Source organism: Streptomyces sp. NPDC111656, from assembly GCF_055656965.1.
In genome coordinates this window covers 468532-490465 of sequence record NZ_JBVKCA010000003.1, presented here as the reverse complement: position 1 = coordinate 490465, position 21934 = coordinate 468532, and the positions used below count along the sequence as shown (strand labels likewise).

Sequence of the window (21934 nt, the reverse complement as noted above, 5' to 3'; positions counted from 1 at the left end):
GCCCGTCATCCCCCAGCGCAGGACCACCCCCGCGGCAGCAGGTCTGACGGGGGACCGCGCCGACTCTAGCGGAGGCCTACGTCAGGACAGCCGGCCCACATGGGCCAGGGCCTGCTTGAGGAGGGCTCCGTGGCCGCCCGGCATCTCGCCCAGGACCGCGGGTGACGAGGCCTCCTCGGGGCTGAACCAGACCAGGTCGAGGGCGTCCTGCCGGGGGCGGCAGTCGCCGGTCACCGGGACGATGTAGGCGAGCGAGACCGCGTGCTGGCGGGGGTCGTGGAACGGCGTGACGCCCACCGTGGGGAAGTACTCGGCGACGGTGAAGGGCTGGAGCGAGGTCGGGATGCGGGGGAGCGCCACCGGGCCGAGATCCTTCTCCAGGTGGCGCAGGAGGGCGTCCCTGACCTTCTCGTGGTGCAGCACCCGGCCCGAGACGACGGTGCGGCTGACCGTCCCGTCCGGCCCTATGCGCAGCAGCAGTCCGATGCTGGTGACTTCGCCGTTGTCGTCGACGCGGACCGGCACAGCCTCGACGTACAGGATCGGCATGCGTGCGCGTGCGCTTTCGAGTTCGTCGGGCGTCAGCCAGCCCGGCGTGGTCTCGGTCATGTCAGACATTGGGTGATCATACTTTCAACCCTTCCGGATCCGCGCGCAGTGCTCGCCGTGGTGTCTGGTGGCCATTGTCATCACCCACAACGTGCGCGCGGTGGAACGGATACGCCAACTGGCCGGATCGTTGGTGGAAGGCCGCCGGGTGAGCGGGGCAGCCGTCGGGCCAGGAGGGCAGCCGTCGCGTCAGTAGGGCAGCAGGCGACCCGACGGTGTCCTGCGGTCGATCGTCACCTCGCGCCCGGTGGCGGGGCGACGGCTGGGGCGAATGCGGATCTGGCGGTTCATGGCGGCCTCCTCGGACTCGTACAACCAGCTTCCACGCCGCCGCGCTCACGCGCGTCGTGCTCACGGGTCACCCGCACCTCTCCCTGAGGAGCAGACGCGCGACCCGGTCGTACTACCAAGGAGGGATGCCGCCCCTGGGGCACGGTCCGGCGCGATGCCGTGCTCTCCGGGCTTATCCCCATTCCGCCTTCGCGTACTCCGTCGCCGTGCCACCGGCGAAGTCGCGGCCGGTGAGGTGGGCGCCCCTCAGGTGGCCGAGACTTCGCCGGCGCCGCCATCCGGGTGAAGGCGGTCTTCGGTGCGCCCCGGGTGAACCTCGTCCGTGCGCCCCACGTGAACGTCGTCGAGGGTTAACCCTCGATTGCCTCCGGTCTGCATGACATGCCTAGGTCAAGCTGCCATTCTTCTTCCTCACCTGCCGGACAGGCCTCACACGGTCTGCGCAGGGGCCCCGCACTGCTCAGCTCGTCCCGGTCAGCACATCCCGTCTGCCCGGGTCTGTCACCGGCCGTCGACGCGCGGCCGCAGCAGTAGGAGTACGAGTGAGACGAATCCCCCGTCAGGCGGTCGCGGCCGGAGCGCTGGCGGCCACCGCCGCGTTCCTGGCCGTCGGCATACAGACGGTCCCCGCGGCCGCCAAGCCTGCCGCCCCCCACCCCAGTCCGCTGCGCACCGGAGGCCTGGAGGCCAAGCTCACCCCTGCCCAGCACTCGGCACTGCTGAAGAGCGCGGCACAGAAGACCACGGCGACCGCCGGCACCCTGGGCCTCGGGGCCAAGGAGAAGCTGGTCGTCAAGGACGTCGTCAAGGACCAGGACGGCACGCTCCACACTCGCTACGAGCGCACCTTCGCGGGCCTGCCGGTGCTGGGCGGCGACGTGATCGTCCACACCCCGCCGGCCTCTCTCGCCGCCGGCACGGTGAGCAGCACCTTCAACAACAAGCGGACCATCAAGGTCGCCTCCACCACCGCGACCTTCACCAAGTCCGCCGCCGCGAGCAAGGCGCTGAAGGCCGCCAAGTCCCTGGCCGCCGAGAAGCCCACCACGGACAGCGCCCGCAAGGTGATCTGGGCCGGCAGCGGCACCCCGAAGCTTGCCTGGGAGACCGTGATCGGCGGCCTCCAGGACGACGGCACCCCGAGTCAGCTGCACGTCATCACCGACGCCACCAGCGGCCAGGAGCTCTACCGCTTCCAGGGCATCAAGACCGGCACGGGCAACACCCAGTACAGCGGCACGGTCACGCTGAACACCACGCTGTCCGGTTCGACGTACCAGCTGTACGACACCACGCGCGGCGGCCACAAGACGTACAGCCTCAACAACGGCACGTCGGGCACGGGCACGTTGATGACCGACGCCGACGACACGTGGGGCACCGGATCCGGCTCGAACACCCAGACCGCCGGCGCGGACGCCGCCTACGGCGCCCAGGAGACCTGGGACTTCTACAAGAACACCTTCGGCCGCAGCGGCATCAAGAACGACGGCGTCGCCGCCTACTCGCGCGTCCACTACAGCACGGCGTACGTCAACGCCTTCTGGGACGACGACTGCTTCTGCATGACGTACGGCGACGGCACCAGCAGCACCCACGCCCTGACCTCGCTCGACGTCGCAGGGCACGAGATGAGCCACGGCGTCACCTCGAACACCGCGGGCCTGGACTACTCCGGTGAGTCCGGCGGCCTCAACGAGGCGACCTCCGACATCTTCGGCACCGGCGTGGAGTTCTACGCGGGCAACTCCAGCGACGTCGGCGACTACCTCATCGGCGAGAAGATCGACATCAACGGCGACGGCACGCCGCTGCGTTACATGGACGAGCCCGACAAGGACGGTGGCTCCGCCGACAGTTGGTACTCCGGTGTCGGCAACCTGGACGTCCACTACTCCTCGGGCCCGGCGAACCACATGTTCTACCTGCTCTCCGAGGGCAGCGGTACCAAGGTCATCAACGGCGTCACGTACAACAGCCCGACCTCCGACGGGGTCGCTGTCGCGGGCATCGGCCGGGCCGCCGCCCTGCAGATCTGGTACAAGGCGCTGACGACGTACATGACGTCCAGCACCAACTACGCGGGCGCCCGCACCGCCGCCCTGAACGCGGCCACCGCCCTGTACGGCGCGAGCTCCACCCAGTACGCGGGGGTGGCGAACGCCTTCGCGGGCATCAACGTCGGCAGCCATGTCACGCCGCCGTCGAGCGGGGTGACCGTCACCAACCCGGGCAGCCAGTCCTCCACCGTCGGCACCGCGGTGAGCCTGCAGATCTCCGCCAGCAGCACCAACACCGGCACGCTGAGCTACGCCGCGACCGGGCTGCCCACCGGCCTGTCGATCAACAGCTCCACCGGAGCGATCACCGGGACGCCGACCACCGCCGGGACGTACAGCAGCACGGTCACCGTCACGGACAGCACCGGAGCCACCGGAACGGCGTCCTTCACCTGGACCGTCAGCTCCTCCGGAGGCGGCGGCACCTGCACCTCGACCCAGCTGCTCGGCAACCCGGGCTTCGAGTCGGGCAACACCACCTGGACCGCGACCAGCGGTGTCATCACCAACTCCAGCAGCCAGGCGGCGCACGCCGGTTCGTACAAGGCATGGCTGGACGGCTACGGCTCGACGCACACCGACACGCTCTCCCAGTCGGTGACGATCCCGTCCGGCTGCAAGGCCAGCTTCACCTTCTACCTGCACATCGACAGCGCCGAGACGACCACCAGCACCGCCTACGACAAGCTGACGGTCACCGCGGGCACCACCACGCTGGCGACGTACTCCAACCTCAACAAGGCCACGGGGTACACACAGAAGACCTTCGACCTGTCCTCGTTCGCCGGTACCACCGTCGCCCTGAAGTTCAGCGGGGTCGAGGACTCCTCGCTCCAGACCAGCTTCGTCGTCGACGACACCGCCGTCACGACCAGCTGATCGATCCGATCGACACCGTCTGACGCCTCCCCGGCAACAGCCGCGACGTGGGTCACCCGCCAGGGTGGCCCACGTCGCGTCGGTGTGTCGTCGCTTCTGTGATGTCCGTCGTTCCCGTGAACTCGTCGTTCCCGAGCCGGCTCAGGCGAGGGCGAGGAAGAGCTTTTCGAGTTCGGCCTCGGACATCGGGGGCGTCTCGTCGTCGGACGCGGCCATGCACTGGCGCATCCCGCTGGCGACGATCTTGAACCCGGCGCGGTCGAGTGCGCGGGACACGGCGGCGAGTTGGGTGACCACGTCCTTGCAGTCGCGGCCGGCCTCGATCATGGCGATGACGCCGGCGAGCTGCCCCTGGGCGCGGCGCAGGCGGTTGAGGATCGCGGTACTGGCTTCCTCGTCGACGGACATGGCCATGGGGTGGGTCCTCCTCGGGGTGGTGCTGTTGAGTTTACCCCCTGGGGTATCAACGGGGCGGCCGTCCGATCGCCTCCACCGGTCGGTCCGCCCGGTCCGATGACCTTCTTTATCGCGGGATCGGCAACCGGCCGGTGCGCCCGGGCGGCCGCCGGGGGACGTCGCCGAGGGGGCGAGGGTGCCGAGCCCGGCGGCGAGAACGAGCCAGGCGGCCGCGACGACTTTCGGGAGGGCGGTGGCCCCTCGCGGCGGCCCGGCCCGTGCCTGGGTCCTCACCGTGGTCCGAGGTCGGCCCCCGGGTGTCCGTCCGCGGTCGAGGAACTTGGCGCGATCGACCCCCGCGCCGCTGAGGCGGATGTGATTTCGGCCCCCTTTTGGTGCGCCCCCGCTCATGGCGTGACGTTTCCGCAGACATGAGGGGCCGCAGGTGCATGCATGAAATGTGTAGCACGGTATGGGGTACGCCGGAACGCAGTCCTCCGTTTTTCCATGCGGATGAGTGGTCCGTATTCCCTCTGGTTTGTTGGTGTGTTGACTAGGAAAAGAACCTTCGCGACGGGTGGGGATAGGCCGTGCGAATATTCTGATTCGCACCAGGGAATCAAGCTCGAGGTCATGAGTCACAGGGAATTGCTAGACCACTTAGATGAGCGCGAAATCGCCGATCGAGGGATTGATCGAGCGAGCCGCGAATCCCAGGAAGAGGTGCGGCGCGAGTTCTCCTGGGGCGTGATCGCCAGTCACCGGGAGCGGCTGATGAGGCTGGTCCGCCGCCGGCTGCCGAATGCCCAGGACGCGGAGGACTGCGTTCAGGAAGCGATGCTCAGAGCGGCGGCCCACGGCAATCTCGACCAGGACCGGATCGGTCCCTTTCTGACCTCGGTCGCCCTGCGTCTTTGTGTGGACCACTACCGCGAACTGGAGCGAAGACGGCGACTGTTGCGCCGCGCGGCGGACGTGGGCGGACCCGAGCTGCCGGACGAAGGCGTGTGCGACCAGGACTTCGGACGCTGGCTGCTCGGCCAGGTGCACCTGCTGCGGGGCCGGGAGCGACAGGTGGTCCTCGCCCGCGCCCATGGGATCTCCACGCTGGAATTCGCCCGCATGCACCAGATCTCGGTCAAGGCGGCCGAAGGTGCGTTCACCCGGGGGCGGGCTCGGCTGCGGCTGGCCTGCGCCAGGGCCCTCGACGGCGCCGCGGCATAACGGATTTCCGCCTTCCTCCCGCGTCCGGCGCAGGCCGGGAGCGGGGAAGAAAACGGCTCCCGAATTCCGGGAGTGCGGATGAGATGGAAAGGGTAATGACCGTGAGCAAGAATAACACCCAGGACACCATCAAGGATTTCATCGGTGATATCGCCGACAGCACCAAGAAGGCATTCGACGAAATCCTCGACCGGAAAGGCGATGATTCGCATTCCGCGGACTGGCTCACCCCGGGGAATCCGTATCAGGCGTTGAACGGGCTTCCCGGCGATGTGCTGCGGACGGTCAGCGCGCTGTCCGCCCTCGGCGGCGTGGCCAACCCCGTGGCCGCACTCGCCAACGCGGCCAACGCCGCGGCCGGCCTCGGCGCCGCCAACCCGCTCGCCGCTCTCGCCGGCGCGGCCCCCAACCCGCTGGCCGCACTGGGCGGTGGGGCGCCCAATCCGCTGGGCGCGCTCGGACAGGTCGCAGGCGGGGCGACCTCGGCCGTCTCGGGCGCGGCCGACATGGCGGAGGGCCTGGCCGCGCTGCCCCGGCAGATCGCCCAGCTCTCCGAGCTCGTCGCCTCCCTGGTGAACGTGCTGGAGGGCGTCCAGGGGGTGGCCGGCGCCATGGCGGGCGCCGGGCGGGCACCGGCGGCGAGGAAGAGCGGCTGATCCGCCGCTGATCCGGGGCTCACCGGGCGCGTACCGCCTCACCTCGGGTGAGTGATCGCGCCGCATGACCCACGTGCGTGGGCGATCGCACGGATGACCGACGGAACTCGTCAGGCACAGGAGGTTGTGACACATGGGTGCCATGCTCGGCAGTCGGCTCCGGCTGGTTGTGAAGGTGCTGGGAAGCCTCGTCGCCGACGAGGTCGGCCAGGTGACGCGGGAGCGCCGGCGGTCCCGGCAGGACTCGAACTCCCCGGCGGAAGGCGAGGCCTCCGCCGGGGACGGGACCGCCTCCGTGGACGGGGCACGCCGTGCGAAGGCGGTGCGGCACGCCCTGGAGAGCCTCGGCCCGTTCTATGTGAAGCTCGGCCAGATCCTCTCCACCCGGCCCGACATGGTGCCCGCCTCCATGATCGGCGAACTGCAGAACCTCCACGACCAGGTCGACGTCCAGCCCTTCGCTCTCTTCGAGCCCGTGCTCCAGGAGGAGCTGGGACTGGACTGGAAGCGCCGCTTCGACGACATCGAGACGGTCCGCCCGCTCGGGGCGGCCTCGCTGGCCCAGGTCTACCGGGTGACCCTGCCCGGCGGCCGGCCCGCCGTGGTGAAGATCCAGCGGCCCGGGATCCGGGACACCGTCCGCGCGGACATGGCCCTGATGCGCAAGGCGTCCCGGATCGTCGCCCGTACCGCACCCCGCTTCAACGAGGTCATCGACGTCGAGGCGATGCTCGGCTCCATCTTCGACGCGATGGAACCCGAGCTGGACTTCACCGGCGAGGCCCGCAACATGGACGAGGCCCGCGAGAACATCCGTCGCTACCCGTCGCTCTCCGTGCCCCGGGTCGTCCACGCCACCCCCAAGGTGCTGATCCAGTCACTGGCACCCGGCACCTCCGTACGCCATCTCGACCGCCGCTCGTTCAGCGACCGGGAGCGCACGGACATCGGCAAGGACCTGCTGCGCTTCATGTACCGCGGGTACTTCGTCGACCGGATGTTCCACGCCGACCCGCACGCGGGCAACGTCTTCGCACTGCCCGGCGGCCCGGCCACCCTCATCGACTGGGGCATGGTCGGCCGACTCGACCGGCGCACCAGCCTCCAGCTGCTGCCCCTGCTCATGGCCATCGCGCAGAACGACGGCCACGGTCTCGCCCACGCGTGGGCCGACATGGGCCGGGTCACCGCCTGGTCGAACCTGCCCGCGTTCGCCGCCGACATGGCCGCGCTGGTCCCCAAGGTCGCCACCGCCTCCCTGGAGGACATCAACTTCGGGGTGTCCCTGACCACCGTCCTGGAGAAGGCGACGCGGCGGGGCATCGGCTCGGCGCCCGCCATCTCCCTGCTCGGCAAGTCCTTCGCGAACCTGGAGGGTTCGGTGCGCTGTCTCGCGCCGGACATCGCCCTCGCGGAGGTCTTCAAGGCGGAGGCGCGCGGGATCATCCTGGCCCTGATCCGCGAGTACTTCTCCGCGGACCAGGTCGCCCGCAACACGATGGACCTCCTCTCGGCCGCCGCGTCCGCCCCCGAACAGTGGCGCGGGCTGCTCTCCGACGCGGCCAACCGTCAGTTCGCGCTCCAGCTCCACGAGCCGCACACGCCCTCATCGATGGGCGGACAGCGGCCCTGGTCACCCTCGCGCGGGCTCATGGCGCTGGGCGCCGCGGCCCTGTTCCTCGACCGCCGCCGCACGTCCCGCTGACCCACCCCACCATCCGATCCACCCTCGACAACCGCCCCGTCCACAGCCCATGTCAACCGCACGCACAAAGGAATCACCCATGCCCATGCAGCAACACGACGCTCAGCGCGAAGCGGCTCCCGGCGCCCTGGACGGGGTCTCGGAGACCGCCCTGTGGACCGTCCGTATGCGGGCCCATGAATCCGCGCGGGCGGACGCCCTCTTCGACGACCGGCTCGCGGGCGAGTTCCTGAACGCCGCCGGGGCGGCCGGCGCCCCGCCGGGAGCCGGCGTCCTGCAGAAGGTGCTGCCCGACTGGCTGGCCGTCCGCACCCGCTTCTTCGACGACCACCTGCTCGCCACGACCCGGGAGGGACGCGCACAGGTCGTCCTGCTGGGAGCGGGACTCGACACCCGTGCCTTCCGGCTCGACTGGCCCGCCGGAACCCATGTCTTCGAGGTCGACCTGCCGGCCGTTCACACCTTCAAGGCACGGGTCGTCGACGGACGTACGCCGGACACCGCCCGGCGCACCACGGTCGCCGCCGACCTGCTGGGCGACTGGCGCGGCGCGCTGCTCGCCGCCGGATTCGACCCCGGCCGGCCCACCGCCTGGCTGTGCGAGGGGCTGCTCTTCTACCTGGCACCGGAGGCGGTGGAGCGTCTGATCGACACGGTGAGCGCGCTCTCCGCACCGGGCAGCAGCCTCGGCGCCGAGTGCCTCAACGCCGACACCGCCGACTCGCCCTTCGTGAAGCCCTGGCTGGAGGCCCTGTCCGGCTTGGGGACACCGTGGGTGTGGCACCTCGCGGACGCGGAGCGCTGGTGGGGCGGCTACGGCTGGCAGGCGCGCGTCGCGGACCTGCTGGCCCTGCCGTACGCCGTCGAGCGGTTCGCCCCGCATCTGGCCGCGTTCTCGGGGGTCGAGAAGGACAGCATGATCCTGGTCACCGCGACGATTCCGGAGGGCGGGGCGACGTCGGCGGGCGGGGCGAGCCCGGACGACGGGACGAGCCCGGTCGGCGGGCGGTGACCGTGGACGGCCACAATCTCTGCCAGACCCCCACCACCTACCGGCTGCTGCGCCTGGAATACCTGCTCGGGCTCCTGGTGGCCGCGGGATTCTTCCTCGCGCACCTGGCCGAGGTGCGCTGGTGGGTCGCCGTCGTCCTGTTCGTCTACGTCGACGTCATCGGCTATCTGCCGGGCGCGCTCGCCTACCACCGCAGTCCCGACCAGCAGGTCTCGCGCGTCTACTACGTGCTCTACAACACCATGCACAGCCTCAGCGTGCAGGGCGCGGTCCTCGGCGCCTGGGTCCTGGCGTACGGCTGGGAGTGGGCGCTGCTGGTCCTGCCCATCCATCTCTTCGGGGACCGGGCGCTGTTCGGCAACTTCGCCAAGTCGTTCACGGTGTCCTTCGAGCCGGTTCCGCACCCTGCAGTCCAGGGCCCGCTGCGGGACTTCGCCACCGTCCCCTGGCACCAGGCGGCGGTACGGTGAGCGCCGCACAGGCGCCGGCCGACACGGAGGCGTACGAGATGCTGCGCCGGTACGGCAGTCACAGCAGCGCCTTCCTCGCGATGAACAGCGGGAACCGCCGCTTCCGCACGGACGGTGTCGACGGCTTCGTCCCGTACCGGGAGGCCGGCCGACGGCACCTGTTCCAACTGGGCGGGCCCGTATGCGCGGTGGAGGACCGGCCGAGCCTGCTGAGCGCGCTGCTCGCACGGACCGGCAGTGAGCGACGCCGGGTCGCCGCGGTCCAACTCTCCCGCCCGCAGGCCGAACTGCACGCCGGACACGGCTTCGTCGTCAACCAGTTCGGCGCCTCCTTCAGCATCGCGCTCGACGGATACAGCCTCGGCGGACAGCGCATGGTCAAGGTGCGCAACATGGTCAACCGGGCCCGCAGAGAAGGAGTTTCGGTCGCCGAGGTGCCCGCCGAGGAACGGGACGGCGCGAAGGTCACCACGGCCCTCGACGCCGTGGACGCCGCCTGGCTGCGCGCCAAGGGCCGACACGTCAAGGAACTCGAGTTCCTGATCGGCGAACGCGGCGGCCCCGGCGCACCGCACCGGCGCCTGTTCACCGCCGTCCACGAGGGACGGACGGTCGGCTACGTGTCGTACTCACCGGTCTTCGGTGAACACGCCGGCTGGCTGTACGACCTCACACGGCGGCTCCCGGACGCACCGCCCGGCACGGTGGAGCTGCTGTTCGCCACCGCCCTGCGCCAGTTCCAGGACGAGGGCTGCGGCTGGCTGCACCTCGGCTTCACCCCGTTCGTCCAGCTCGGCCCGGACACGGCCGGGCCCGGACCGACCAGCGCCTTCCTGCACCGCTGCGTGGAGGTGCTGGCGGCCAAGGGGCGCGCCATCTATCCGGCGGCCGCCCAGGAGTCCTTCAAGCTCAAATGGCGCCCACAGCTCATCGAACCGGAGTACCTGGCCTTCCAGGGCCGGGTGAGCCCCGGCGCCGTCTGGCAGCTGATGCGCCTCACCAAGTCGGTCTGACCCGCTCCAGGGTCCCGGCCGTCCGCATGACTCAGAAAGGCTGAAATGACCACATCCATCGAGAAGTTCCCGGTGGAGGCCGACCGGCACCGCGCCCCGGGTCTCCTGGAAGGCGCGCTGCGCACCGAACTGACACCGGAGGGCTGCGACCTCGGCTACTGGTTCCGGGCCGTACCGGAAGGCACCCTCGGCGGCGATCCCCTGGGCCGCTCCCCGGACGTGCCGGTGCCCGACCACATGATGGTGGACGGGCCGCTGCGCCAGGCCGTCATGCAGGAGCTCGCCTTCCGCTCGATGGCGGAGGAGAAGGCGGCCCGCGCCATCTCCTTCCTCGTCGCGTACGCCCCCGACCTCTCCGGGATGGACTTCTACACCTCCCAGCTGATGGACGAGGCCCGCCACGCCTACGCCTTCCGTGGCCACCTGCTCGAACTGGGCGTACCTCAGGGCGAGTTGGCGGCCAACATGGAGTCGCTCGCCGGGGTCGACCGGGACGCCGTCCTGAACCCCCTGGAGGAGTTCGGGCTCGCCGTCATGGAGAAGGAACGCGACTACATCGGTGGCGTGATCACCCTCACCGTCCTGGTGGAGGGGGTCCTCGCGCCCACGGCCGAGCTGAGCGAGCGCAAATGGCGGCCCTTCGACGCGCCCGCCGCCGAGATCGAACGCGCCGCGGGCATCGACGAGATCCGGCATCTGTCCGTGGGCACCACGATCGTCCGCCGCCATGTCCGGCAACACCCCGAGGACCTGGAGCGGATCGGCGAACTCGTCGCGCGCGGGATGCGGTTGTGGTCCGAACTCCCGGTGCAGCAGATGACCTTCCGCCGCGAACAGCTCTATCAGCAGGGGCTGGACCAGCACCGCGACCTCGCCGGCGACTACGAGCTGTGGCCGGGCCGCCGCCTGGTCGACACCACAGCCGAGGAACGGATGCTCGCCGCCGCGGAATGGTCGCGCGTCACCCAGGAAGCGCGCCTCACCGACATGGGCCTGACCTCGTGAACAGGCCACGCACACCCGCCCGCATCGCGGGCGTCCCACAACGGAAGGGTCGGTGGCACACCGATGACCGACAGCCAGGCAGTCAACTCCTCACCGCATGAACCGGCCGCGCAGGACGAGGACTTCCGCGAACTGACCCGGCGCGTCCAGGCCGCCGGGCTCATGCGGCCCCGCACGGGTCAGTACGTGACCGGGATCGCGGTGGTCTGGTTGATGAACGCCCTCGGCTGGGCCGCGCTGGCCTTCTCCGACGGCACCTGGTGGAAGGTGGTCCTGGCCGCGGTCTGGCTCGCCGTCTGGCACGAACAGCTCGCCTTCCTCGTCCACGACGCGGGACACCGTCAGATCACCCGGTCCCGCAGGTTCATCCAGGCCCTCGGCCTGGTCCACGGCAACCTGATGCTCGGGGTCTGCTTCGGCTGGTGGGTGCAGCACCACAACCGGCACCACAACCACCCCAATCATCTGGAGCTCGACCCCGACATCCTGCGGCGCGTGGCCATCTTCGCGCCCGAACAGGCCCAGGACCGCAAGGGATTCGCTCGCTTCCTCGCAGCCAACCAGCGCTATCTGTTCTTCCCGCTGCTGGGCCTCGAAGCCCTGGTGCTGCGTATCGCCGGCGTCATCGCCCTGCGCCGCCGGGCACTGCGCAAGCCCCTCCTGGAGGGCGGCCTGATGGTGCTGCACGCGGTGCTGTTCTTCGGTGCGCTGTTCGTGCTCCTGCCCTGGCCGTCGGTCCTGCTCTTCCTCGCCGTCCATCAGGTCCTCCTCGGCTATCTGCTCGGCCTCGCCTTCGCCGTCAACCACAAGGGCCTGCCGACCCGCGTGGGCAAGGAGTGGAGCTGGCTGGAGCGCCAGGTCCTCACCTCGCGCACCCTGCCCACCGGGTACATCGGCGACTTCTTCTACGGCGGCCTCAACTACCAGATCGAGCACCACCTCTTCCCCGGCATGCCCAGGGCGGCGCTGCGCCGCGCCTATCCGCTCGTCAAGCAGTTCTGCGTCGAGCGGGAGATCCCGTACGTCGAGACGGGCGTCCTGGAGTCGTACCGCGACCTCGCGGAGCATCTCGGCTCCGCGAGCGAAGTTCTCCGTGGCACCACGGCCACGGCCTGAAGGAAAGGAAACCCGACACAATGACGTTCTCAGCAATGGCGAAATCGAAGCTGTCCCCGCTGTCCCGCCTCGGCAGGAGGTCGGTGCTGGCCGCCGCCCTCCTCGCGGGCACGGCCCTGTCCGCCCCCGCGGCCCAGGCCGAATCGGCCGCGGTACGGGCCGCACCGGTCCCCGACCTCGTGTGCCGCCTCGACGCCGAGTTGAACTTCAGTCCGCCGCTGGGCGTGCGGGTCAAGGAAGCCGAGATCTCCGGGCACGTCGGGTACCTGGACTGCCACTCGCCAACCGGGCGGGCGCCGCAGCTGACCGACGTCGTCTGGGACATCGAAGGCATCGGGAGATTCGGTGCGCTGCCGCCGACCTTCTCGGTGGAGGGCAACGACACGGGTACCTGGAACACCGGCGAGGTCGGCGGCCTCTACTACAAGGGCGACCTCAAGAACGGAAGCCCCGTACCCGACCGTACCGTCACGAGCGGCCCGCTCGCCGGCGACCAGATCAACGGTCTGCAGATTCCCAAGCCCCGTTTCGACAAGATCGACCCGAACGGTGTCGCGGGCTTCGACGTCTTCGGCCAGGTGTGTCTGTGGCCCGGTGAGAAGGGCCGCTGCACGGCGTTCTGAGCCGACCACGCGAAGGAGGGGGTGGTGCGGGCCGACCGGGCCCGCACCACCCCCTCCCTTTCGTCCCTTCCCTCGGTCCCGTACGGGTGCTTCGTCTTCGTACGGGACTCAGTCGGCCAGCGCCTTGAGTGTCTCGCGCACCACGATCGGGTCGTACGGCATGGCCAGGTGGGTGGTCCGGTTCTTCGGGGCGAGGAGCTGAAGGCAGGTGTTGGTGACCGGGTGTTCCGGCCGGGTGGGCTTCAGCTGCTGGGCCTCCGGAGGCTGGACCAGCTCGTCCCGGGTCGACCAGATGACGGCGTAGTCGACCCCGTCCACCGTGTCGCCCGGAGCCACCAGCTCACCCACGAACTCCGAGTCGTGCAGCAGCTGGGTGAAGGCCGGGCTGATCCGGAAGAGCACCTGGTCCTCCACGACCGCCTGTACGCCCGGGACTTGGCGGACCAGCTTCGTCAGGCCCGCCACCTCGACCCCGTGGTTGCTGGGCGCGATCCCGACGACACGGCGCACCTTCCCGGTCCCACCGAGGTACTTGAGGTAGTAGTGCGGGAGCATCCCGCCCTGCGAGTGGCCCACGAGGTCCACCTTCGACGCCTTGGTGTCCACCAGCACCCGGTCCACGAAGTCCGCGAGCTCCTGGGAGGACTTCCGCATGTCGCCGAGACCGTACAGGCGGGGGAGCGTGGGCAGTTCCCCGTAGTTGAGGCGGAAGATACGGTGCCCTGCCGTCCTGAGCGCGGGTGCCAGCTTCCGCCAGACGGACTCCCGGTCGCCGAGCGTGCCGTGCACGAGGACGACCGGGTGAGGACGCTCCGGCGTCGGGGGCAGGCCCCAGTCGTCCGTCTCGGGGTCGCCGTCGAGCCCGGCGACCAGCCGGTGCGCGGTGGACTGGGTGTTGCCGGCCAGCCGCTCGGGCGTCCTGAGCAGTTCGGTCGCGGCGCTCTCGGAGTTCACGCCGGGAATGCGGGGCAGGGACATGGGGCCTCCTTGGCCTCGGTTGTGTGTGCGGTGGTCGTGGATACGAGGGAGGCCCGGCCGGGGCGAACCCCGGCCGGGCCTCCGTCCTGACTGCTGGTGGGCTCAGTCGGTGGTCGCCGCGGGCAGTGCGTGGAACGCCCGGTCGTGCCAGAGCAGCGGCCGTCCGCCGTTCACCTCCACCGCCATCACCCGTCCGACGACGGCGTGGTGATCCCCGTACGGTCGTACGTCCTCGACCAGGCACACCGACCACGCGAGCGCGTCGGCGAGGACCGGCAGGCCGAGCACCCGGCGCACCGGGCTGCCCTCGAACCGCCTGGCGGGCGGCACGGAGGAGTCGGCGAAGAGTTCCGCGACCGCTCTCTGATGGTCTGTCAACAGGCTCACGGCGAACGCACCTTGCTCGCGCAGGGCAGTGAGCGTGCGGGAACTGCCGCGCAGACACGCGAGGATCAGCGGCGGCCGCGCCGACAGGGAGGTCAGCGCGGAGACCGTCATCCCGGTCGGGCCCGCCCCGTCCAGCGCCGTGACGACCGTGACGCCGGCCGTCAGCTTGGCGTAGAGACCGAGACAGCGGACCGTGTCGGGGCCGGGCTCGTCCCGCAGGGGGTCCCAGCCCGCGGCGGACGGGCGGTCGGGACGGGACCGGCGGGGCACGAGGGTGAGGTCAGCCATGCGCGGGGGCGACGCTGTCGGCGAGTTGGGCCGGGGTGGGCGAGACCCTGCCGAGCAGCCCGCGCAGGATGCGCTCGATATTGCTGCGCAGCGTCGAGTCGGCGACGGGGTCGAGGAGTTCCGCCAGCGTGGGGATCCCCAGGTCGAAGACGGCGTCGAAGGTCACCGCCGTACCGTCCTCGCCGGACGCGCACCGCCAGGTGCCCTCGAACAGCTCGAAGTCACCCGTGAGCTGGGTGAAGCCGATGGTCCGCGTCTTCGGGAAGAACGCGTCCCGTTCCGACCAGCGCATCAGACCGTTCCTGAAGCGCACGGTCCAGTCCGACACCACCGTGCCGTCGTCATGGGGTGGATGGACCACGACCTGGCGGACGGTCTCGGTGACTTCGGGATACCGGCGGAAATCACGGATCCGCTGGTAGGCGGTCTCGGGGTCGACGTCGTGGGCGATCAGCCGTACGGTCACGTGACGCATGGGAGGTGTTGCCTTTCCACGGTAGGGACGGGTCGGCGGTGGCGGACGGGTCAGCCGATGTGGGTCGCGACGACGCGCAGTGCCTCGGTCAGGGCGGTGAGGAACAGCCGTTCCTCCTCCTCGCCGACGATCGCGGGCGGTGTCAGCCGCAGCACCCGGGTGGCGTTGAGGGAGTGGTTCACGAGGACGCCGCGCCCGACCAGCTCGAGGATCAGTTCACCCACGGCCTGCTCCTCGGTGAACTCCAGGCCGATCAGCAGCCCCCGCCCGCGGACCTCGCGTACCAGGCCGCCGGTGTACGGGGCGCAGGCGGACCGGACGCCCGCGAGCAGCCGCTCGCCCAGAGCCTTGGCACGCGGCACGACGCCCTCCCGGTCCAGGGCCTCGACCGCGGCGAGCGCGGCGGCGCAGGCGATCGGGGAGGCCGCGAAGGTGGAGGTGTGCAGATAGGGGTCGCGGGAGAACGGCCCGTAGGCCGCCGCGGTCGCGACCATCGCCGCGACGGGCACGACACCGCCGCTGAGTCCCTTGCCGACGAGCAGTACGTCGGGCTGTGGGGGCAGGCCGCTCTCGGCGTCGGCGTCCATGCCCCACCACGAACCCAGTCGGCCCAGGCCCGTCTGGATCTCGTCGACGATCAGGAAGGCCCCGTACGTCCGGCACAGCCGGCTCACCTCCGCCAGATGGCCCGGCGGTGGGATGCGTACGCCGCCCTCGCCCTGCACCGGCTCGACGATCACGCAGGCCCGGCGGCCGAGTTCGGCGAGCGTGGCTTCCAGCGCGGCCGTGTCCGCGTACGGGATCGCCGTGCTGTCCGGCAGCAGCGGCTGGAAGGGCTGCTGGTACTTCGGGTTGGCGGTGGCGGTCAGCGCGCCCAGGGTCTTGCCGTGGTAGCCGCCGATGGTGGAGACGAGGGCGGTGTGGCCGTGCGCCCGGGCCAGTTTCAGACCGGCCTCGGTGGCCTCCGCGCCGGAGTTCACGAAGTGGACGTGATCGAGGCCCGGTGGGGTCCGTGCGGCCAGTGCCTCGGCGGCGAGGGCCGCGACGGGCTCCAGGAAGACCCGCCCGGCCAGCGGATGGGTGTCCACCTGGCGGTGCACGGCCGCGGTCACGTGGGGATGCCGGTGACCGAGGATGAAGACCCCGTAACCACCGAAGTCGAGGTAGCGGCGGCCGTCCTCGGTGAACACCCACGCGCCGTCGGACGCCGTCTCCAGCATGCCGCCGAGCACCGTGCCGAGCACGGACCGGCCGGAGGAGAGGTGCTCGCGGTAGAGCCGGGCGATGTGCACACGGTCCGTGGCGAGGTCGGCGACCGGTGTCACGGATCCGGTGTGCGGTGTCACGGTTCCGGTGTCCGGCGTCTCGACGGGGGCGGGGGCCGCGGTCATGAGGCCAGTTCCTGGGTGTGGGTGGCCTGCGAGGGCTGGGACCTCGCCGCCGTGTCCTGCGCGGGCCCCGGACGCAGGCGGGCGCGCATGCCGCCGCGCCCGGTGGACCAGGCGGCCAGGTTGCGGACGAGCGCCCGCCGGAGGTCGTCCTTCGAGAGGGCCGTGCCGCAGTGCGGCGACCCGAGGGACGATTCGAAGGGGAGGGCCCGCTGGAAGACCAGCAGCAGTTCCGCGTACGTCTGGAAGCGGCGGCGCAGCGACTCCGGGAACGTGGGGCCCTCGATCAGCGGCAGCAGCAGCCGGTGCACCGACTCCAGCGGGATGAGCCGAGGCGGATGCGGCCTCGGTCCCCACTGGTCGGCGAACTCCAGGCAGGTGTCCACCACCTCACGCTGGAGCAGCGCCTCGGTGCCGGCCGTCAGCCAGTACTCGCCGCCCGTGACACCCGCCCTCACCAGGTCACCCACCGCACGCGCGACGATGTCCTGGGGCACCATGTCGATCCGTGCGTCCGGCGCTCCCGGCAGCACCGGCACCTGCCCCTTCACGATGGCGCCCAGTGCCCGCGTCAGCCCCTGCATCCCGGCGATCCGACCGGTGACGGAGTCACCCATCACCACCGACGGGCGCATGATCACGCCCTGCACCGGGGCGTCGCGCACGACCTGTTCGGCCGCCGTCTTGGAGGCGAGGTACGCGGCGGCACCCGGGAAGCGCTCCTGCTCCTCCGGCGCCAGCGGGTTGGCGACGAAGGCGGTGCTCATGTGGAAGAACGGAGCCTCGGCACGGGTGGCGAGGTCGAGCATCGCAAGGGTGCCGTCGAGGTTGGCCCGCCGGATCTGGTCCGGCTCCGCCTTCCAGTTGGTGGCCGCGGCGGAGTGCACCACCAGGTCCACTTCGGCGATGAGCTGGGTGAAGTCCGCCTGGGCCAGGCCGAGTCCGGGTTGCAGCAGATCGGCGCGGACCTCACGGACCCGGTGGTCGTTCACCGGCGTGCGATGGCGCAGGCAGACGATTCCGAAATCCGGCGACAGCTCCTCGATCAGGGCTCTGCCGAGTACCCCGGCGCCGCCGGTGAGCAGAATCGTGGGGCGTTTCGCGGACGGTTGCGGGCTGGTCGGAGCGCTGGGCCGGGGCCGGGACGGAGGCATGGCGGTGATCCCCTCGGTCGGGTGAGCGTAGGTCCTGCCGGACGGACGGGCGGGCGGGTGTCCGGGCGGGTGGGTGTTCGGGTGCTGGTGTTTTGCGCGCGCGGGGCGCCCATGAGCTCGGTTCTTGTTGTTCGGCGGCGACTGCGGGTTGTCTGTGGCTGGTCGCGCCGTTCCTCGCGCCCCCTTCGGGGCGCTCGAGCGTGCCGGGGTTACGCGATGGTCAGCGGCTCGCCGACGAGGTACGCGGACAGTGGGCTGGTCATCCGTGAGCGCGACGGCGGGTGCAGGGCGAGGCCGTTGGCGCAGGCGGCGAGGTATCCGACCTCGTCCGAGGTCATGAAGTTGAGCCCGCCGAGCAGTTCGACGGACCGGGGCACGATCCGCGCGAGGGCGTCCTGCACGGTGTAGCGCGCGTAGAGCGAGTCGGCGAGCGCGGACTCGTCGGGCGCGTCCGCGTCCACCCGGCGGGCGAGGCCCTCGACGGCCGCCGTCGCGCCCTCGATCTCCACCAGCAGCCGGACCCGCTCGGCGTCGGGCACCCGGTCGTTGAGCAGCACCCGCTCGACGAGGGCGCTCGCGGCGCCGAGGTAGCTGCCGGTCATCAGCAGCTCGAACCAGACGAGGCCAGCGGTCTGCACCGCGTCGAGACGGGCCCCGGCCGGCGAGGCCGTGCGCACCAGGAGCTCCGGCGGGACCAGTACGTTGTCCAGCGTCACCTGGTCGCTCTCGGCGCCCGCCAGGAAGGTGCTCGACCAGAAGCCGCTGACGCTCAGCCCCTCGCTCTCGGCGGGAACCAGCGCCACGGCCAGTTCCTCTCCTTCGCCCTCCTCGCACGGCACCACCACGCTCGCGGTGAGCAGATCCATGGAACGGGCGAGGCTGCACGGCCGTTTCACGCCGGTGATCCGCACCCCTTCGGGCGTCACCGTGGCGGACATGGAGGGCGACAGGATGCCGGCGCCGCTGCGTCCTTCGGCGAAGCCGGACGCCATCAGCTGGTTCTCGGACGCGACGCCCTGGACGAGCATCCACTCCAGCCCCTCGCCGGAGTCGCTCAGCCCGACCAGCGTGGCCATCGAGAAGTGGTGCATCGTCGTCGCCACCGCGAGCGAGGGCGAACGGCTGCCCAGCGCGCGCTGCACCCGCAGGGTCTCCAACGCGGTGGCACCCCGGCCCTGGAGGGCGGTCGGGGCCAGCAGACCCGGCCCGCCCGCCTCCCGGAACAACCCGATGCCGGGGCTCTTCGGCCCCTCCAGTGTCATCAGCGGTACGGCCCTCAGACTCTCGTCGAGGCCGGGCAGCAGTTTGGCGAGGGCCGCGCGCTCACGCTCCAGGAATCTCATGTCGTCCCCTGCTCCTTGATCCTCAGGTGTCGCCGGCAGCGTCGTTTCTGTTTACGCGCGAACCGGCGGAACCCCTCGGGGCAAAAAGGATGTTGGAACGTTCGACGGTCAGTGATTCGGCTGCCGGGCCGAGTCCCGTACGACGACGAGGCGGGTGGGTCTGGCCTGGGTCAGTTCCACCCAGCGGGCGAGTTCCTGCTCGTGCGAACCGCTGCGTGTCGCCCGCGCCACGACGGTCGCCGCAGCGTCGTCGGGGCGGCCGTCGCGGGTCAGGAGACTGAGCGGCCAGGTGGGTTCGGAGGGCTCCTGACCGTCGAACGGATGCCAGTCCCACGGCGCGTCGAACCGCCAGGCACGTCCCGCGGCGTCCGCGACCTCATCACCCGCCACGAGGCAGGCGTACGGGCGAAACAGCAGGTCGAGGGTGATCGGGATCCCGTCGTCGGGGGCGATCCCGTAACCCTGCCACTCCAGGTCGGGATCGTGCGACTGCCCCGTGCGCAGCACCATCACCTGCGTTCCCAGACGAGGGAGACGTCCTGTCTCCAGCGGTGGATCCATCCGTTCGACGCTCATCACATGCACCACCGTGGGAGGGATGCCGACCTTGCACACCGCGCCGACCTCGAGGTGCCGGGGCGGCGGCTCGGTGCGGAACAGCTCCAAGTCCCAGTCGTACGAGGCCGGATCGCCGGCCAGGGACACCTGGCCGTTCCACTCGATCCAGTCGCACTCCGGGTCCACCTCCCACCACGGCCACTCGACGACCACTTCCTGCCGGGTGAGACGGGTGACCCGTGCGTCGGTGTACGGGCACGAGACCAACAGGACATCGCCCACACGGTGATCCGCTCCCACAGCCCGCCCCCCGCTTCCCCGGTCGCCACCGCCCGCACGGTACAAGCTCAAGGTCATCGGCGGTCTACCGGGTGGGGTGGTCGTGGAGGCCGGCTGCACCGCGGGTTCCTTCAGGCCTCAGCCCGTCGGCGGGGAACAGGAGTTGATCCTGGTCCCCGCCGAGTGGGTCGGCCCGCCCGTGCGGCGGGCCGGGACGTGGGCGTGATGGCCGAGTGCCTCAGGAACGGGGGGACTTGAAACCGACCGCGCCGTACAGGGGGACGGGCGCGTCGCCGATCTCGTCCTCGTCCAGCGCGAGCTCGGGATGCCACTTCGACAGCGACACCACCCCGGGGTCGACGAGGTCGAGTCCCTGGAAGAAGCGGCTGACCTCGGTGTGCGAGCGGGCCACGAGGGTCACGCCGCCCGCCGCGTACGCCGCGATCCCGGTCGCGACCGTCACGGGGTCGTAGTCGCCGGTCAGCGCGGACAGGACCAGACAGCTGCCCGGCGCCAGCGCGTCGACCAGGGTGTCCACCAGGTCGTACGCGCCGTCCTCCTCGGCGACGAAGTGCATCAGCGCGATCAGCGACAGCGCGACGGGCCGGTCGAAGTCGAGGACCTGGGCGGCCTGTTCGAGTATCTTCCCCGGTTCCCGCGCGTCGGCCTGGATGTACTCCGTCACACCCTCGGGGGTGCCGCGCAACAGGGCCTCGGCGTGGGCGAGGACGATCGGGTCGTTGTCCACGTAGACGACCCGCGCGTCCGGGACGGCGGCCTGGGCGATCTGGTGGAGGTTCGGCTCCGTGGGGATGCCGGTGCCGATGTCGAGGAACTGGCGGATGCCGGTCTCCCGGACCAGCCAGCGGGTGGCGCGCTGCATGAACCAGCGGTTGCTGCGGGCCGAGCGGGGGGCGCTCGCGTCCGTGGACATGATCCGCCGCCCGAGCTCCTCGTCGACCGGGTAGTTGTCCTTGCCGCCGAGGAACCAGTCGTACATCCGTGCCGGGTGCGGCCTGCTGGTGTCGATCCGCTGGGCGGAAGGCCCGGTCGCGGTCATGCGGCACTCCTCTGCTCACGCTCGTGTTGATGTTCGAGCAGTCTGCCACGGGAGTTGGGCCGGGCGGGGCATTCTCCGAGGCCCCGACCCACGGGGTCATCCGTCGCCGCAGGGGTCACCTGGCGAGACGGTCCTTACGCCGGGACATGCGTGCGCCTAGCATCGGTTCCCGCATGAACACGATGACGCTCTGGCACATATCCATCGGGGAGTTCGCCGCGCTCGCCGCCGCGGCCCTGCTCGTCGGCTTCTCGAAGACCGCCGTGAGCGGTGCCAACACGGTCAGCCTGGCGATTTTCGCCGCCGTGCTGCCCGCCCGCGCCTCGACCGGCGTGCTCCTGCCCCTCCTCATCGTCGGGGACGTGCTCGCCGTGCTCACCTACCGGCGGCACGCCCACTGGCCCACGCTGTGGCGGCTGTTCCCGGCGGTCGCCGCGGGCGTCGTGTTCGGCACGCTGTTCCTGGTGTGGGCCGACGACGGGATGGTACGGACTTCCATCGGCGCGATCCTGCTGCTGATGGCGGCGGTGACGATGTGGCGCCGCCGGGCCGCCGCCCAGGACGAGGAACCCGACTCGGTCTCGACCCGGGCCGGCCGGGTCAAGGCCCGCTCGTACGGCGTCCTCGGCGGCTTCACCACGATGGTCGCCAACGCGGGCGGCCCGGTGATGTCGATGTACCTCCTGTCGGCCGGCTTCCGCAAACTCGGCTTCCTGGGGACCTCGGCCTTCTTCTTCCTGATCGTGAACGTCTCCAAGGTGCCCTTCAGCGTGGGCCTCGGTCTCATCGACTGGCATTCGCTGCTCCTGGACGCGGCACTCGCGATCTTCGTCGTACCGGGGGCGTTCCTCGGGAAATGGGCCGTGCACCGCATCAACCAGATCCTGTTCGAGCGGCTGGTCATCGCGGCGACGGTGGTGGGCGGGGTGCAGCTCCTGCTGCGCTGACCACCTCGTAGGCTCGAC

Annotated in this window: 21 protein-coding genes; 11 read left to right on the top strand and 10 right to left on the bottom strand. The window is 70.6% G+C overall.

Annotated elements, in window-relative coordinates:
• Positions 1 to 81: 81 nt before the first annotated feature.
• Complete coding sequence (locus ACZ7M3_RS12435) at positions 82 to 609, bottom strand: NUDIX hydrolase family protein (RefSeq protein WP_472063120.1); 528 nt, start codon at positions 607 to 609, stop codon at positions 82 to 84.
• Between the two features lie 833 nt (positions 610 to 1442).
• Here ACZ7M3_RS12435 and ACZ7M3_RS12430 point away from each other — a divergent pair.
• Positions 1443 to 3839, top strand: a complete 2397-nt coding sequence (locus tag ACZ7M3_RS12430) for a M4 family metallopeptidase (RefSeq protein ID WP_472062839.1) — start codon at positions 1443 to 1445, stop codon at positions 3837 to 3839.
• Between the two features lie 141 nt (positions 3840 to 3980).
• On the opposite strand, the gene ACZ7M3_RS12425 is transcribed toward ACZ7M3_RS12430, so the two are convergent.
• Entirely contained in the window at positions 3981 to 4247 is a 267-nt protein-coding gene (locus ACZ7M3_RS12425; protein ID WP_472063118.1) for a metal-sensitive transcriptional regulator, read from the bottom strand.
• A gap of 711 nt (positions 4248 to 4958) precedes the next feature.
• Between ACZ7M3_RS12425 and ACZ7M3_RS12420 the strand changes: the two genes are divergently transcribed.
• From ACZ7M3_RS12420 to ACZ7M3_RS12380, 9 genes are all read left to right on the top strand, one after another.
• Positions 4959 to 5459 carry an RNA polymerase sigma factor gene (locus ACZ7M3_RS12420; RefSeq protein ID WP_388394286.1) on the top strand — a complete coding sequence of 167 codons (501 nt, stop codon included), beginning with the start codon at positions 4959 to 4961 and terminating at the stop codon, positions 5457 to 5459.
• A 101-nt stretch (positions 5460 to 5560) separates the two neighbouring features.
• A complete protein-coding gene (locus tag ACZ7M3_RS12415) occupies positions 5561 to 6115 on the top strand; it encodes a hypothetical protein (protein ID WP_351298698.1) in 555 nt (184 codons plus the stop codon).
• Positions 6116 to 6248: 133 nt separating this feature from the next.
• The gene (locus ACZ7M3_RS12410) at positions 6249 to 7820 is read left to right on the top strand and encodes an ABC1 kinase family protein (protein ID WP_472062837.1); all 1572 of its coding nucleotides are present in this window, start codon (positions 6249 to 6251) and stop codon (positions 7818 to 7820) included.
• A 79-nt stretch (positions 7821 to 7899) separates the two neighbouring features.
• Positions 7900 to 8832: an SAM-dependent methyltransferase gene (locus ACZ7M3_RS12405; protein ID WP_472062835.1), complete on the top strand. Its 933-nt coding sequence runs from the start codon at positions 7900 to 7902 to the stop codon at positions 8830 to 8832.
• A gap of 2 nt (positions 8833 to 8834) precedes the next feature.
• The gene (locus ACZ7M3_RS12400; RefSeq protein WP_067362687.1) at positions 8835 to 9302 is read left to right on the top strand and encodes a hypothetical protein; all 468 of its coding nucleotides are present in this window, start codon (positions 8835 to 8837) and stop codon (positions 9300 to 9302) included.
• Positions 9299 to 10315, top strand: coding sequence for a phosphatidylglycerol lysyltransferase domain-containing protein (locus ACZ7M3_RS12395; protein ID WP_472062833.1), 1017 nt, complete (start codon positions 9299 to 9301; stop codon positions 10313 to 10315). The genes ACZ7M3_RS12400 and ACZ7M3_RS12395 overlap by 4 nt, the downstream gene beginning before the upstream one ends.
• 45 nt (positions 10316 to 10360) lie before the next feature.
• Positions 10361 to 11320: a ferritin family protein gene (locus tag ACZ7M3_RS12390; protein WP_472062831.1), complete on the top strand. Its 960-nt coding sequence runs from the start codon at positions 10361 to 10363 to the stop codon at positions 11318 to 11320.
• Positions 11321 to 11383: 63 nt separating this feature from the next.
• Positions 11384 to 12436, top strand: coding sequence for a fatty acid desaturase family protein (locus ACZ7M3_RS12385; RefSeq protein ID WP_472062829.1), 1053 nt, complete (start codon positions 11384 to 11386; stop codon positions 12434 to 12436).
• Positions 12437 to 12471: 35 nt separating this feature from the next.
• On the top strand, positions 12472 to 13059 hold the full coding sequence (locus ACZ7M3_RS12380; protein ID WP_472062827.1) for a hypothetical protein: 588 nt from the start codon (positions 12472 to 12474) through the stop codon (positions 13057 to 13059).
• 108 nt (positions 13060 to 13167) lie between these two features.
• On the opposite strand, the gene ACZ7M3_RS12375 is transcribed toward ACZ7M3_RS12380, so the two are convergent.
• The 8 genes from ACZ7M3_RS12375 to ACZ7M3_RS12340 all read right to left on the bottom strand — a co-directional run bounded on the left by ACZ7M3_RS12375 (position 13168) and on the right by ACZ7M3_RS12340 (position 20969).
• On the bottom strand, positions 13168 to 14037 hold the full coding sequence (locus ACZ7M3_RS12375; RefSeq protein WP_472062826.1) for an esterase/lipase family protein: 870 nt from the start codon (positions 14035 to 14037) through the stop codon (positions 13168 to 13170).
• Positions 14038 to 14139: 102 nt separating this feature from the next.
• Entirely contained in the window at positions 14140 to 14712 is a 573-nt protein-coding gene (locus ACZ7M3_RS12370) for a flavin reductase family protein (RefSeq protein WP_472062824.1), read from the bottom strand.
• Positions 14705 to 15187, bottom strand: a complete 483-nt coding sequence (locus ACZ7M3_RS12365) for a type II toxin-antitoxin system RatA family toxin (protein ID WP_472062822.1) — start codon at positions 15185 to 15187, stop codon at positions 14705 to 14707. Before ACZ7M3_RS12365 ends, ACZ7M3_RS12370 begins: the two co-directional genes overlap by 8 nt.
• A 50-nt stretch (positions 15188 to 15237) precedes the next feature.
• The gene (locus ACZ7M3_RS12360; RefSeq protein ID WP_472062820.1) at positions 15238 to 16578 is read right to left on the bottom strand and encodes an aspartate aminotransferase family protein; all 1341 of its coding nucleotides are present in this window, start codon (positions 16576 to 16578) and stop codon (positions 15238 to 15240) included.
• Positions 16575 to 17729, bottom strand: a complete 1155-nt coding sequence (locus ACZ7M3_RS12355) for an SDR family oxidoreductase (protein WP_472062818.1) — start codon at positions 17727 to 17729, stop codon at positions 16575 to 16577. Before ACZ7M3_RS12355 ends, ACZ7M3_RS12360 begins: the two co-directional genes overlap by 4 nt.
• Before the next feature lie 209 nt (positions 17730 to 17938).
• Complete coding sequence (locus ACZ7M3_RS12350) at positions 17939 to 19072, bottom strand: acyl-CoA dehydrogenase (RefSeq protein WP_472062816.1); 1134 nt, start codon at positions 19070 to 19072, stop codon at positions 17939 to 17941.
• A gap of 108 nt (positions 19073 to 19180) precedes the next feature.
• On the bottom strand, positions 19181 to 19912 hold the full coding sequence (locus ACZ7M3_RS12345) for a hypothetical protein (protein ID WP_472062814.1): 732 nt from the start codon (positions 19910 to 19912) through the stop codon (positions 19181 to 19183).
• 235 nt (positions 19913 to 20147) lie between these two features.
• Positions 20148 to 20969, bottom strand: coding sequence for an SAM-dependent methyltransferase (locus tag ACZ7M3_RS12340; RefSeq protein WP_472062812.1), 822 nt, complete (start codon positions 20967 to 20969; stop codon positions 20148 to 20150).
• A 173-nt stretch (positions 20970 to 21142) separates the two neighbouring features.
• On the opposite strand from ACZ7M3_RS12340, the gene ACZ7M3_RS12335 reads away from it, so the two are divergent.
• Positions 21143 to 21916 carry a sulfite exporter TauE/SafE family protein gene (locus ACZ7M3_RS12335; protein ID WP_351305472.1) on the top strand — a complete coding sequence of 258 codons (774 nt, stop codon included), beginning with the start codon at positions 21143 to 21145 and terminating at the stop codon, positions 21914 to 21916.
• Positions 21917 to 21934 lie beyond the last annotated feature (18 nt).

Coding starts and splice junctions, on each gene's coding strand:
- ACZ7M3_RS12360 (WP_472062820.1), bottom strand. CDS start 16,578: ATGACCGCGGCCCCCGCCCCCGTCGAGACGCCGGACACCGGAACCGTG.
- ACZ7M3_RS12405 (WP_472062835.1), top strand. CDS start 7,900: ATGCCCATGCAGCAACACGACGCTCAGCGCGAAGCGGCTCCCGGCGCC.
- ACZ7M3_RS12340 (WP_472062812.1), bottom strand. CDS start 20,969: ATGACCGCGACCGGGCCTTCCGCCCAGCGGATCGACACCAGCAGGCCG.
- ACZ7M3_RS12365 (WP_472062822.1), bottom strand. CDS start 15,187: ATGCGTCACGTGACCGTACGGCTGATCGCCCACGACGTCGACCCCGAG.
- ACZ7M3_RS12425 (WP_472063118.1), bottom strand. CDS start 4,247: ATGTCCGTCGACGAGGAAGCCAGTACCGCGATCCTCAACCGCCTGCGC.
- ACZ7M3_RS12385 (WP_472062829.1), top strand. CDS start 11,384: ATGACCGACAGCCAGGCAGTCAACTCCTCACCGCATGAACCGGCCGCG.
- ACZ7M3_RS12350 (WP_472062816.1), bottom strand. CDS start 19,072: ATGAGATTCCTGGAGCGTGAGCGCGCGGCCCTCGCCAAACTGCTGCCC.
- ACZ7M3_RS12435 (WP_472063120.1), bottom strand. CDS start 609: ATGACCGAGACCACGCCGGGCTGGCTGACGCCCGACGAACTCGAAAGC.
- ACZ7M3_RS12355 (WP_472062818.1), bottom strand. CDS start 17,729: ATGCCTCCGTCCCGGCCCCGGCCCAGCGCTCCGACCAGCCCGCAACCG.
- ACZ7M3_RS12370 (WP_472062824.1), bottom strand. CDS start 14,712: ATGGCTGACCTCACCCTCGTGCCCCGCCGGTCCCGTCCCGACCGCCCG.
- ACZ7M3_RS12335 (WP_351305472.1), top strand. CDS start 21,143: ATGAACACGATGACGCTCTGGCACATATCCATCGGGGAGTTCGCCGCG.
- ACZ7M3_RS12375 (WP_472062826.1), bottom strand. CDS start 14,037: ATGTCCCTGCCCCGCATTCCCGGCGTGAACTCCGAGAGCGCCGCGACC.
- ACZ7M3_RS12410 (WP_472062837.1), top strand. CDS start 6,249: ATGGGTGCCATGCTCGGCAGTCGGCTCCGGCTGGTTGTGAAGGTGCTG.
- ACZ7M3_RS12390 (WP_472062831.1), top strand. CDS start 10,361: ATGACCACATCCATCGAGAAGTTCCCGGTGGAGGCCGACCGGCACCGC.
- ACZ7M3_RS12380 (WP_472062827.1), top strand. CDS start 12,472: ATGGCGAAATCGAAGCTGTCCCCGCTGTCCCGCCTCGGCAGGAGGTCG.